This is a genomic window from Bradyrhizobium australiense (genome assembly GCF_013114825.1).
Classification (GTDB): Bacteria; Pseudomonadota; Alphaproteobacteria; order Rhizobiales; family Xanthobacteraceae; genus Bradyrhizobium; species Bradyrhizobium australiense.
In genome coordinates this window covers 262,629-276,039 of record NZ_JAAVLX010000002.1, presented here as the reverse complement: position 1 = coordinate 276,039, position 13,411 = coordinate 262,629, and the positions used below count along the sequence as shown (strand labels likewise).

At 63.1% G+C, this 13,411-nt stretch carries 6 protein-coding genes; 2 read left to right on the top strand and 4 right to left on the bottom strand.

What is annotated here, in order from left to right:
• Positions 1 to 17 precede the first annotated feature (17 nt).
• Positions 18 to 773, top strand: a complete 756-nt coding sequence (locus HCN58_RS04945) for an EF-hand domain-containing protein (protein WP_171578238.1) — start codon at positions 18 to 20, stop codon at positions 771 to 773.
• 95 nt (positions 774 to 868) lie between these two features.
• Here the strand turns inward: HCN58_RS04945 and HCN58_RS04940 are convergent, their stop codons facing one another.
• Together HCN58_RS04940 and HCN58_RS04935 are read right to left on the bottom strand one after the other, a co-directional pair.
• Positions 869 to 1,864 (bottom strand): P1 family peptidase, encoded by a 996-nt coding sequence (locus HCN58_RS04940; RefSeq protein ID WP_171578237.1) that lies wholly within the window; start codon positions 1,862 to 1,864, stop codon positions 869 to 871.
• 69 nt (positions 1,865 to 1,933) lie between these two features.
• The gene (locus HCN58_RS04935) at positions 1,934 to 4,705 is read right to left on the bottom strand and encodes a PAS domain S-box protein (RefSeq protein ID WP_235983383.1); all 2,772 of its coding nucleotides are present in this window, start codon (positions 4,703 to 4,705) and stop codon (positions 1,934 to 1,936) included.
• Between the two features lie 300 nt (positions 4,706 to 5,005).
• On the opposite strand from HCN58_RS04935, the gene HCN58_RS04930 reads away from it, so the two are divergent.
• A complete protein-coding gene (locus HCN58_RS04930) occupies positions 5,006 to 5,404 on the top strand; it encodes a response regulator (protein WP_171578235.1) in 399 nt (132 codons plus the stop codon).
• A gap of 189 nt (positions 5,405 to 5,593) precedes the next feature.
• On the opposite strand, the gene HCN58_RS04925 is transcribed toward HCN58_RS04930, so the two are convergent.
• Together HCN58_RS04925 and HCN58_RS04920 are read right to left on the bottom strand one after the other, a co-directional pair.
• Positions 5,594 to 7,087: an HWE histidine kinase domain-containing protein gene (locus HCN58_RS04925; protein WP_171578637.1), complete on the bottom strand. Its 1,494-nt coding sequence runs from the start codon at positions 7,085 to 7,087 to the stop codon at positions 5,594 to 5,596.
• A gap of 16 nt (positions 7,088 to 7,103) precedes the next feature.
• A complete protein-coding gene (locus HCN58_RS04920; RefSeq protein WP_171578234.1) occupies positions 7,104 to 13,394 on the bottom strand; it encodes a HAMP domain-containing protein in 6,291 nt (2,096 codons plus the stop codon).
• Positions 13,395 to 13,411: the final 17 nt, after the last annotated feature.

Genomic DNA, 13,411 nt, shown 5'->3' with positions numbered 1-13,411 from the left:
ATTGTTGGAGTTCCGCCATGTTCTTTGCTCTGGGCGCCGCGTCATCGGCTTTCGAGGCTCTCAAGGCGCTGACGTCGTCGAAATCGTCGTCTGCGGCATCCACCGGCGTCAGCCAGAACGCTGCAAGCCCTTTCGATCTGTTGTCCTCGAGCTCGTCGGCCTCGCTCGGCCAGGGTTCCGGATCCGGCGGCGGTTGTGCGCAGATCTCGCCGGAGACCATGAGCGCGCTGCTCGACGCACAGAGCCAGTCCAGTTCGGATGTATCGTCGCTGTCGATGCGCTCAAATTCGCTGAAGGATTGGTTCGCCAAGGTCGACAGCGACAGCGACGGCAAGATCAGCAAATCGGAGTTCGAGGCGCTCGGCGCCGACGGCAACAGTGCCGCCCAAGCCGACAGCGTGTTCGGCAAGCTCGACAAGGACGGCGACGGTTCGGTCAGCCTCAAGGAGCTGGCATCGGCGCTGAAGGGTACCAGGAAGCATCATAATGATCATGCTGCTGACAGCGGCTCCGGCGATGCTGGCGGATCGAACTCCGATCCACTCTCGCAGGCGCGCCAGAGCGCCACCACCACTTCCGTCACCAACAGCGACGGTTCGGTGACGACGTCACTGACCTATGCGGACGGATCGAAGGTGACGATGACGTCGCCGGCATCAGGAAGCTCATCCGCATCAGCGACATCATCCTACAATTTCATCGAGCGGATGATTCAGCGCGAGGCCAAGGCGATTTCGTCCGGCGCCACCGCATCGCTCTCGGTCAGCGCCTGAGCACGAGACCCGGCGATGATCCTTCGGATTGCGGTAGTTCTTTGCTTGAGCATGATCTCTTCGAAAAACCGGTACTCACTTTTCCGGACCATGCTCTAACCGAAACGATCGCCCCACGCCGGCAGCGCACCCAGAAAGCGTAGCGCGGTCGCACTATGCACGCCGCGCGCTATAGCGCGAGCCACCGTATTGGCGGCCACCATGCCGAGTTCGGTGAGGCCGAACAGCGGATCGATCGACTTCTTGCCGGTCGCGGCGGCGAACACCACGTCGCCGTCCAGCGGGGCATGCACGGGATAGATGGCACGCGCCATGCCGGTTTGCGCGATCATCGCGAGCCGCCTGGCCTGCGGTTTGGTCAGCACGGCATCGGTGACGACGACCACCAGCGTGGTGTTTTCTGACGGCGTCGCTAACGGCCCGCCCTTGAGGCGTGCTCTCAGCATGTCCGGCGTGAACGCGGCCGGCAGTCCGTGCCCGCCAAACTCGTTGTCCTTCTCGAATGGCGCGGCCCAGAACCAAGGGCCGTCGGCGACGGTGACGCTGCCCACCGCATTGACCACCGCGAGCGCGCCGACAGTCACGCCGCCTTCGGTCTGTGCCGAAGCGGAGCCGAGGCCGCCCTTGAAATTGGCAGTGGTCGCGCCGAGACCGGCGCCTACGCTGCCGAGCGCGAAATCGTCGGCAGCCGCATTGGCCGCGGCGTAGCCGAGGTCGCGATAGGGCGGGAAGCGTCCCCATGCCTTGTTGCCGCCGTTGAGCAGATCGAAGCAGATCGCGCCCGGAACGATCGGGATGATCGCGTCGCGAATGCGAAAACCGCGCCCCTGTTCGGCGAGCCAGGCCTGCACGCCGCCCGCGGCGTCCAGTCCGAGCGCCGAGCCGCCAGCAAGCGCGATGCCGTCGATCGCCTCGACGGTGCTTTCCGGGCTGAGCAGCGCTTCCTCGCGGGTGCCGGGGCCGCCGCCGCGCACGTCGATCGAGGCAATCGCGGGCGAGTCGAAAAGGATCGCGGTGACGCCGGAGGCGACGCTTGCGTCGTGGGCGTGGCCGATGCGAACGCCGGAAATATCGGTGAGCAGGTTTTTCAAAGTGCCGGTCCGTGGGCTGTATCTGCCGGGGGCGTTCCATCCACGGATATATCAGCCGCAGGGCTTGCTTCAACTGGCAAGCGCCAGTCGGATCATCCGGGCGAGTTCGGATTTACGATAGGGCTTTGCCAACAGCAGCACGCCGGAATCCAGGCGGCCATGATGGACGATGGCATTTTCGGTATAGCCTGAGGTGTAGAGCGTCTTGAGGTGAGGCCGGCGCTTCAATGCCTCGTCGACGAGTTGGCGGCCGTTCATGGTGCCGGGCATGATCACGTCGGTGAACAGCAGATCGACGGCGAGCCCATCGTCGATGATGCGCAGGGCATCGGAGGCGTTGGCTGCCTCCAGAGTCGTATAGCCCAAGCTCTCGATCTGGGTCATCACGTAGCGCCGCACCAGCGCATCGTCCTCGACGACGAGGACCGTCTCCTTGCCGCCCTCGATATTGGCCGAGACCGCCGCTTCCGCTGCGGTCTGCTGCAATCCCGTTGCCGGCGGCAAATAGATCTTGACGGATGTGCCGTGGCCTTCCTCGCTGTAGATCTTGACGTGGCCGCCCGACTGCTTGACGAAGCCGAAGACCATGCTTAGCCCGAGCCCGGTGCCCCTGCCGACTTCCTTGGTCGTGAAAAAGGGCTCGAATACCCGTTCGAGCAGCGCGGGCGGGATTCCGGTGCCGGTGTCGCTGACCGCAATCATCACGTAATTGCCGGGCGTGACCTCGCTGTGACTGCTTGCGTAGTTTTCGTCGAGGAAGACGTTGCTGGTCTCGAGCGCGAGCTTGCCGCCGTTCGGCATGGCGTCACGCGCGTTGATGGCCAGGTTGAGGATGGCCGTAGTGAGCTGGTTCGGATCGGCCAGCGCGGACCACGCGTGCTCGGCCAGTAGCGGCGTGATTTCGATGTGTTCGCCAAGCGTGGGGTGCAGCAGCTTGGCCGCCTCCAACACCAGCGCATTGACGTCGACTTCGACGGGCTGCAGGGGCTGCTTGCGCGCAAAGGCGAGCAGATGCTTGGTCAGGTTGGCCCCGCGCTCGGCGGCTTCGTCGATCAGCTTGGCGACGGCGGCGAGTTGGGGCTGATCGGCGACGGCTTCTTCCAGAATGCCGATGGTGCCGGTGATCACGGTCAGGATGTTGTTGAAGTCGTGCGCTACGCCGCCCGTGAGCTGGCCGACCGCATCCATCTTCTGCGCATGCCGAAATTGGGCTTCCGCTGCCTGCTTTTCCGTCAGGTCGCGTCCGATAAAGAAGTGGCGGCGAACTGGCTCCGACCACGTCCCAGTCCAGTTCAGCGCGACGGATTTGCCGTCCTTGCTGATATAGCGCGTCTCGAAATTGCGCTTGCTTTGTCCGCGCCGGCCCGCCCGCATTTCAATGCGCGTACTTTCGAGATCGTCGGGGTGGATGAATTGGATCGCGTTGTGTCCGACCATTTCCGACGGCTGGTAGCCTAGAATCTCGGTGACGCTCGGGCTGACCTGGATCAAATTCCCCACGGAGTCGCTCACCAGGATGAGGTCGTTCGAGGATTCGAAGATGCGCCGCCGCTCCTCCATCTCCTGGCTAAGCGCCTGCTCCGTTCGCTTGCTTTCGGTAATGTCGCGCGCGATCTTGGAAGCACCGATGATCTTACCGGAAGCCGACCGGATCGGAGAGATGCTTAGCGAAACGTCGACCGTGCGTCCGTCCTTGCAGACGCGCGAGGTTTCATAATGTTCGATCCGCTCGCCGCCGCCGACGCGTTCCAGTATATTGCCGATCTCTGCGCGTTTGTTGGGCGGGACGATGATATTGATGCTCTTGCCGACCGCTTCCGCCGCCGTGAATCCGAACAGCCGCTCCGCGGCGCCGTTCCAGCCCGAAATGGTTCCGTCGAGCAGTTTGGTAATGATGGCGTCGTTGGACGATTCCACGACGGCGCTGAACAGGCGCTCGCGTTCGGTGCGAAGATTCCTTTCCGAGACGATTTCCCGGCGCGATGTTCCGAGCAGGCGCGCGAGCTTGGCCTGCAGGCCGACGTTGTCGATCAGCAACACGGCAAGCACGAAGCTCGCGGCGCAGAGGCTGTAGATGCGGCCGAGATAGAAGCCGAGGTCGAAGCGGGCCACGTTCAGGATCGCCGACAGCGCAATATCGAACAACCAGGCGCTCATCACGACCATCAGCCAGATGTCGAGAACGAAATGCGGTCTGCGAAGCCACAGCACCATCAATGCAGCAAAGCTCAGGCACCATACAGTCGAGACCACCCCCAGCATGATGGGCGTGTAATGACCGCCGCTCAGAAGAATCGGCAGACGGTCATGCTGCGCGGTGACGAGCCAGGCGAACGCGGCCATCACGGCACTGACCATAACGATGCTCGTAACGACGGCCGCGCCGGCCGAGCCCCGGACCTTGTCGTTGTCCGTCGCCTTCAGCAGCGCATAGCCGAGGACCAATAGCGGGAATACGCCGTGCCAGACCATATAGAGCCAAACGGTGGTCTGCGTTCCCGCGCCGAGCAGCCCGCCCGGTGCAAACAGGCCGGGAAAGGTGACGGCATGGACGATGGCTGCCATGGCCGTAAACAAATATCCGCTCGCAAGCAGCAGCAGCCCCCGTGAGCGCAAGATCGCGAATTGTGAAAACAGCAGGACGGCGGTGATCAGATCGTTGACCGCCAGCGCGGACTGGTAGCTCGCGACGAACGCCGGGACAGGGGCAAGCGGCACGCCGGCAAACGGCACAGCACAGGCGAACAGCACCGCCGAGACGCCGACCACCGCCAGCGCAGACATGCGATCGCTGCGCGTCGCCTTCATCGTGGAAAGAAAGATGTTGCGCTCGTCACCCATGTCATCTTCCGGCCAAAATGGCAGCGAACGCGCCATGACAACAGCTTTAAAGCACGCAATAGCAATAATGCATCGACGCGGCCTGACATCCAGCCGATACCAGCGCGGGAATCGCACCGCCAAGCTACGCTAGCGGCGCCGCGGCGGGAATCAACCCAAGGTACGAATTAGCTGAAGGAAACAGCAGGGAAGCCGATCAGGGTAACCACCTCTTCACCGACCGGCTGAATAGTGCCTGCGGAACCGCCGAAATCGACGAATTTCTGTCGTAAGTTAGCACGACCGATCCGGGAGGCTTCGATGCCCCGCGTGCTTGTTGTTGACGATCAGGCCGGCGTTCGCACGATGATCGCCATCGTGCTGCGTATCAATGGTTTCGAAATCGCCGAGGCCGAAAGCGCCGCATCTGCATTGCAGCTGTTCGCGGATACGAGCTTCGACCTTGCGGTCGTTGATATATTTCTGCAGGGTACCAACGGTTCCGATCTGATTGCAGCGATGCGCGCCCGCGCGCCGGGCCTGCCCGTCATCGCGATTTCGGGAATGACCGCGCTGGATTTTCTGTCCGAAACGCCTGAACTTTCCGACATCGTCGGTCTACAGAAGCCGTTTCGGCCGCCGGATTTGATGCGCGCGATCGAAACGGCGCTGGGATCGGTCCGGCCACAGGGCGGTGCCGTAGCGAGGGCAACGCGTTAGTTCTGCTACGTCATAGCCGCTCAAGCTGTCATCCTGAGGAGCCCGCAGAGCGGTCGTCTCGAAGGATGTAGGCCACAGACGGCCCTCTTCGAGACGCGCGGAGCCTGTCATCGGGCCGCTCTACGCGCGGACCCGTTGGCGCTCCTCACGATGAGGGACTTATGATGCGCTGGTCCGTCCTGCACCGTCTTACCGCTCGGCGCGTCGCAGACCATTGCCGTCGACAGCAGCCTCGACGAGGGAAACCGGATCGGCGGCAAACTGCCGTTGCGACAACGGAACCGACAGACGGCAAAGGAGGCCTTCCGAGCGCCAGTCGAATTCCGCCCGGCCACCAAGCTGCGATTCGATGCTGGCGATGACACTTCTGGTTCCGAAGCCTCGCGACACCGGCTTCTCGACGCGCGGCCCGCCGGTCTCCACCCATGTGATCTTGAGCAGGCCCGCCTGATTCTCCCAGCTCACCGACAGCCGGCCCGACAGCGCAGACAGCGCGCCGTACTTCGCCGAATTGGTGACGAGCTCGTGCAGCGCCAACGCAACTGTCTGAGCTGTCGCCGGCTCAAGCTGGACCTCCGGACCGGACAAGTCGATCTGCTCGCCGGTGGAATAGGGCGCCAGTTCCTCGGCGATTAGCTTTCTTATTTCGGCGCCTTGCCAGCTCGACAACGAGAGCACGGTATGCACGCGCGCAAGCGCATTGATCCGTCCTTCGACGGAACGGACGTAGCTCTTCACATTCTCGCCGCGCGTCAGCCGGACGATGGATTGCGCAAGCGCAAGTGCATTCTTGGCGCGGTGATCGACTTCCCGCGCCAGCAGGCTTTGCCGCTCCTCGGCCTGCTTCCGTTCGGTGATATCGACGGTGACGCCGCTGACGCGGATGACGCGGCCGCCCTTGTCGGTGCTTGCCGCCGCCGTTCCCGCGCACCAGCGCATCTCGCCATTCGGCCGGATAATGCGGAATTCCGCTTCATATGATTTCGCGCCCCGGGCGAAGCTCGCCCACGCCTCGTGCAATTCATGAACGTCGTCAGGGTGAAGCAGCGCCTGGATATTGGCCGGCGTCAGTTCGAACTTGCCCGGATCGACCCCGAGTATTTGGTACTGGCCCTCGTCCCACATAAAGTCGCCATTGACCCAGTCCCAGTCCCAGGACCCCATCTTTCCGGCTGCGATCGCAAGGCTGCGGCGCTGCTCGCTTTCCAGAAGCCTGGCGTGCGATTCCTCCAGTTCGGCGGTGCGCGCGCGCACGCGATCTTCGAGTTCGACATTGAGTCGCTCGAGCTGGCGCGTCTTGCGATAGAGTTCGGCGAACACCTTGATCTTAGCGCGCAATACTTCCGGCACCACAGGCACCGGAACGTAGTCGACCGCGCCCATTTCATAGCCGCGCAGCCGGTCGATATCGCTGACCTGAATCGCGGAGATGAAGATCATCGCCGTCTTCTGGAAGCGGGGATGCTCGCGGATCATGGCAGCGAGTTCGAACCCGTCGAGTTCCGGCATGCAGACATCGACCAGGATGATGGCTACATCGTTCTTGAGCAGGAATTCGAGCGCTTCGCGCCCGGACGAGGCCTTGACCAGGTTCTCGCCGAGCTCCTTCAGGATGACCTCGTAGGCGAGCAGCTTCGCCGGCTGATCGTCAACCAGAAGAATGTTTACCTTCTCTTGATCCATCATCTGCTTACGCCGATCAGCGGTGTAACCACATTCGGATGGCGAGCAGCAACTGCTCGGTGTTGACGGGCTTGGCGAGATAGTCCGAAGCGCCGGCTTCGAGGCATTTCTCGCGGTCGCCCTTCATCGCCTTGGCGGTCAACGCAATGATTGGCAGGCGGCTGAAGGACGGATTTTCGCGGATGACGCCGATGGTCTGATATCCGTCCATCTGCGGCATCATGATGTCCATCAGCACGATTGCGATATTTGGGGTAGTCTCAACCAGCGCAATGGCCTCGTGGCCGGTCGTCGCGGTCAGCACCTTCATGCCGCGCCGTTCGAGAACGCTCGATAGCGCGAAAATGTTGCGTGCGTCATCGTCAACCAGAAGCGCGGTCTTGCCAACGAGATCCTCATCGGAGCTATTGAGCTTTTCGAGCATTCTCTGCTTCTCGACCGGCAATTCCGTGATCACACGGTGCAAAAACAGCGACGTTTCGTCGAGCAGGCGTTCCGGCGACTCGACGCCTTTCACCACGATGCTCCTCGCCATGGTGTGAAGTTCCGCATCCTCCTCGGCCGAAAGTTCCCGCCCCGTGAACACCACGACTGGCACGTTCGATAGCGCTTCGTCGTTGCGGAGCCGGTCGAGCACCTCAAAGCCGCTCATGTCAGGCAATCGCAGATCGAGCACGACGCAGTCACAGGGCTGGTTCCGCAGCGTCGACAGCGCATCGGCGCCGGTGGCGGCGGTGAGGATCTCGATGTCGTCATGGCCGAGCAATTCGGTGATGCTCATCTGCTCGGCGGCATTGTCCTCCACGATCAGCAGGCGCTTGCGGCGAGGTTTGGCGTATTCCTTGATCTGCGACAGCGCCGCGCTGACGCCCTCGGTCGTCGTCGGCTTGTTGACGAAGGAAAACGCGCCGCGCGCCAGCGCATGCTGGCGGTCCTCGTCCAGCGTGATGATCTGCACCGGAATGTGCCGCGTTAGCGGATTGTGCTTGAGCTGGCTCAGCACGGTCCAGCCCAGCATGTCAGGCAGGAATACGTCGAGCGAGACCGCGGTTGGCTGGAACTGCTTGGCGAGTTCGAGCGCTTCGGCGCCACGGCTTGCGACCAGCACCTTGAAGCCCTTGTCGCGCGCCAGATCGATCAGCACCCGCGCATAATGCGGATCGTCCTCGACAATCAGGAGGATGGTGTCTCCCGGCGCGAGATCGAGGCGGTCGTCCGGCAATTGCTCGATGACCCGCTCCTGCGTTGAGGTGGCTTGCAGCGCCGGCGCAGGCGTGAATGGCGACGGGGCAGCGATGCGCGGCGCGATCGTGGGGCCGGAATATTTCAGCGGCAAATAAAGCACGAAAGTGCTGCCCTTGCCGGGTGCGCTGCGCAGATGGATTTCGCCGCCGAGCAGGCTGGCGAGCTCGCGGCTGATCGCAAGGCCGAGGCCGGTGCCGCCGTATTTCCGGCTGGTACCGGCATCCGCCTGCTGGAACGCCTCGAAGATCAGTTTCTGCTTCTCCAAGGGAATGCCGATGCCGGTATCCGTGACCTCGAAGGCGACGACGGCTGGCGCGTGATTGAGGATCGGATGCTCGCCGCTCCAGCCGCCGACGGCCGCCGACACGTTCAGCTTCACGCCGCCTTCCGCCGTAAACTTGAACGCGTTCGACAGCAGATTCTTCAGCACCTGCTGCAGCCGCTTGGAGTCGGTGACCATGCTGCGGGGCAGGTTCTCGTCGACATTGAGGTTGAATGAGAGATGGCGGTTTTCGGCTTCGTGCTTGAACGGGCGGCCGACGGTCTCCAGCAGGTTCGACGTCAGGATCTCCTCGGCATCGACCGTCACCGTACCGGATTCGATCTTCGACAGGTCGAGGATGTCGCTGATCAGGTTGAGAAGGTCGGTGCCGGCGCCGTGAATGGTGCGGGCGAACTCGACCTGCTTCGGCGACAGATTGCCGTCGGGGTTTTCGGTGAGTTGCTGGCCGAGGATCAGGATGCTGTTGAGCGGTGTGCGGAGCTCATGCGACATGTTGGCGAGGAATTCGGACTTGTACTTCGAGGTCAGCGCAAGCTCGGTTGCCTTTTCCTCCAGCGCGCGCCGCGCCTGTTCGATTTCCTGGTTCTTTCTTTCCACCTCGACGTTGCGTTCGGCGAGCTGCTGGGCCTTCTGCTCGAGCTGTTCGTTGGTCTGCTGCAATTCCTTCTGCTGCGTCTGCAGTTCGCCGGCGAGCTGCTGGGATTGCTTCAACAGGCCCTCGGTCTGCATCGTGGCCTCGATCGAGTTGAGCACGATGCCGATGCTGTCGGTCAGTTGTTCCAGGAAGGTCATCTGCGACGTCGTAAACGATGAGATCGAGGAAAGCTCGATCACGGCCTTCACCTGGTTCTCGAACAGCACCGGAAGCACGACGATGTTCTTCGGAATCACGCGCAGCAGTGCCGAATTTACGGGCGCTGTATCGCGAGGAATGTCCGACACCAGCCGCTGGCGCTTGTCCATGGCGCATTGGCCGATCAATCCTTCGCCGAACTGCACGACCTGCGGATGCGGATGGGCGCCGTCGCCGGCGTAGGACGAGAGCAGGTGCAATTGCGGGCTGTCGGCGTTCTCGACCTGGTAGATCACGCCCATATGCGCGTTGACGAGCGGCGCCAGTTCGGTCAAGAGCAGCCGGCCGACGGTGGACAGGTCGCGCTGGCCCTGCAGCATGTTGGTGAATCTGGCGAGGTTGGTCTTCAGCCAGTCTTGCTCGGTATTGACCTGCGTCGTGAGACGCAGGTTGCCGATCATCGTGTTGATGTTGTCTTTGAGTTCGGCTACTTCGCCGCGGGCGTCGACCTGGATCGAGCGGGTCAGGTCGCCCTTGGTCACGGCGGTCGCCACTTCCGCGATCGCGCGCACCTGCGAGGTCAGGTTGGCGGCGAGCAGGTTGACGTTGCCGGTGAGATCCTTCCAGGTGCCGGCCGCGCCGGGCACGTTGGCCTGGCCGCCGAGCCGTCCCTCGACGCCGACTTCGCGCGCAACGCTGGTGACCTGATCGGCAAAGGTCGCCAAGGTCTCCGTCATGTTGTTGATGGTGTCGGCAAGCGCTGCGACTTCGCCCTTCGATTTCACCGTCAGGTTCTGCTTCAGGTCGCCGTTGGCAACCGCCGTCACCACCTTGACGATGCCGCGGACCTGTTCGGTCAAATTGGCCGCCATGAAGTTGACGGTGTCGGTCAAGTCCTTCCAGGTGCCCGCGACGCCCGGGACCTGAGCCTGACCGCCGAGCTTGCCCTCGGTGCCGACTTCGCGCGCCACGCGCGTCACTTCGCCGGCAAAGGCGTTGAGCTGGTCGACCATCGTATTGATGGTGTTCTTCAGTTCGAGGATTTCGCCCTTCACGTCGACAGTGATTTTGCGCGACAGGTCGCCGCGCGCCACGGCGGTCGTAACTTCCGCGATGTTGCGGACCTGCGTGGTGAGGTTGGCCGCCAGCAGGTTGACATTGTCGGTCAGATCCTTCCAGGTGCCACCGACGCCGGGCACCACGGCCTGGCCTCCGAGTCGTCCCTCGGTGCCGACCTCGCGCGCGACGCGCGTCACTTCGGCAGCAAAGGAGCGTAGCTGCTCGACCATCGTGTTGAGAGTATCCTTCAGCAGCAGGATTTCGCCGCGGACGTCCACCGTGATCTTCTTCGACAAGTCGCCGCCGGCGATCGCGGTTGCGACCTCAGCGATGTTGCGGACCTGCGCCGTCAGGTTCGAGGCCATGAAGTTGACGTTGTCGGTCAGGTCCTTCCAGGTGCCGGCGACTTCAGGCACCTGGGCCTGACCGCCGAGCTTGCCTTCGGTACCGACCTCGCGCGCCACGCGCGTCACTTCCGATGCGAACGCGTTGAGCTGGTCCACCATCGTGTTGACGGTGTTCTTCAGTTCGAGGATCTCGCCCTTGACGTCGACGGTGATCTTCTTCGACAGGTCGCCCTTCGCCACCGCCGTGGTCACCTCGGCGATGTTGCGGACTTGGCCGGTCAAATTGCCGGCCATCGAGTTGACGTTGTCGGTGAGGTCCTTCCAGGTGCCGGCGACGCCGGGCACGTTGGCCTGGCCGCCAAGCCGTCCCTCGGTGCCGACCTCGCGCGCCACGCGGGTCACTTCGCCCGCGAAGCGGTTGAGCTGGTCGACCATCGTATTCAGCGTTTCCTTGAGCTGCAGGATTTCGCCGCGCACGTCGACCGTGATTTTTCGCGAGAGATCGCCGCCGGCGATGGCAGTTGCGACCTCGGCGATGTTGCGCACCTGCGCAGTCAGGTTGCCCGCCATCGAGTTCACGGAATCCGTCAAGTCCTTCCAGGTGCCGGCGACGCCGGTCACCTGGGCCTGGCCGCCAAGCTTGCCGTCGGTGCCGACTTCGCGCGCAACGCGGGTCACTTCGCTGGCAAAGGCGTTGAGCTGGTCGACCATCGTGTTGAGCGTTTCCTTCAACTGCAGGATTTCGCCCGACACGTTCACCGTGATCTTCTTCGACAGGTCGCCCTTGGCGACGGCGGTCGCGACCTCGGCGATGTTGCGGACCTGGCCGGTGAGGTTCGAGGCCATCGAGTTGACGCTATCGGTCAAATCCTTCCAGGTGCCGGCGACGCCGCGCACCAGCGCCTGGCCGCCGAGCTTGCCTTCGGTGCCGACCTCGCGCGCCACGCGGGTCACTTCGCCGGCAAAGGCGTTGAGCTGGTCCACCATGGTGTTGATGGTGTCCTTCAGCTCCAGAATTTCGCCGCGGACGTCCACCGTGATCTTCTTCGACAGGTCGCCGTTGGCGACGGCGGTCGTCACCTCGGCGATGTTGCGGACCTGCGCCGTCAGGTTGGAAGCCATCGAGTTGACGCTCTCGGTGAGGTCCTTCCAGGTGCCGGCGACACCGAGCACGTTGGCCTGGCCGCCGAGCCGTCCCTCGGTGCCGACTTCGCGCGCCACGCGCGTCACTTCACCGGCAAAGGCATTGAGCTGGTCGACCATGGTGTTGAGCGTTTCCTTCAACTGAAGGATTTCGCCCGAGACGTTCACGGTGATTTTCTTGGAGAGGTCGCCGCCCGCGATCGCGGTAGCGACGTCGGCAATGTTGCGGACCTGCGCCGTCAGGTTGGAGGCCATGAAGTTGACGTTGTCGGTGAGGTCCTTCCAGGTGCCAGCCACACCAGGCACCTGGGCCTGGCCGCCGAGCTTGCCTTCGGTGCCGACCTCGCGGGCAACGCGCGTCACTTCGGATGCAAACGAGTTGAGCTGGTCGACCATCGTGTTGATGGTGTCCTTCAGCTCCAGGATTTCGCCGCGGACATCGACCGTGATCTTGCGGGAGAGGTCGCCACGGGCGACCGCGGTGGTGACGTTGGCGATGTTGCGGACCTGGGCGGTGAGGTTGCCGCACATCGCGTTGACGGAGTCGGTCAGATCCTTCCAGGTGCCGGCAACGCCGGGAACGATGGCCTGGCCGCCGAGCTTGCCGTCGGTGCCGACTTCGCGGGCGACGCGCGTCACTTCGGAGGCGAAGGAGCGGAGCTGGTCCACCATCGTGTTGATGGCTTCCTTGAGCTGCAGAATCTCGCCGCGGACGTCGACCGTGATCTTCTTCGACAGGTCGCCATTGGCGACCGCAATGGTCACTTCGGCGATGTTGCGAACCTGGCCGGTCAGGTTGTTGGCCATCGAGTTGACGCTCTCGGTGAGGTCCTTCCAGACGCCGGTCACTTCCGGCACCTGGGCCTGGCCGCCGAGCTTGCCCTCAGTGCCGACCTCGCGCGCCACGCGCGTCACTTCCGAGGTGAACACGCCGAGTTGCTTGATCATCGTGTTGACGATGGTGGCCGACTGCAGAAATTCTCCGCCCAGCGGGCGGCCGTCGACGTCGAGTTTCACGGTCTGCAGTAGATCGCCTTGCGCGACGGCGGCGACCGCGCGCGTGACTTCGCGGGTCGGCCACAAGAGATCGTCGATCAGCGTGTTTACGGAGCCTTCCATGTCCGCCCATGAGCCGCTCGAGAGGTCGAACTTGACGCGCTGGCGCGTCTTGCCTTCGCGCCCCACCACCTGGCCGACGTGCTCCAGTTGCTGCGCCATTCGCTGGTTGGCGGCGACGATCTCGTTGAACGTGTCGGCGATCTTGCCTTCGATGCCGATGTGATCGCCGGTCATGCGTACCGAGAAATCGCCGGCGCGCATTGCCTGCAAAGCGTGCAGCAGGTCCTGCATCGGATCGGACGCGCCGTTGGTGGTAGGTGGTTTGGATTTGGCTACCCGGCGAGCGGAGGGTGATGCTCCAGGGGAAAGATCACTCATGGTGTCTCCTCGGCCGG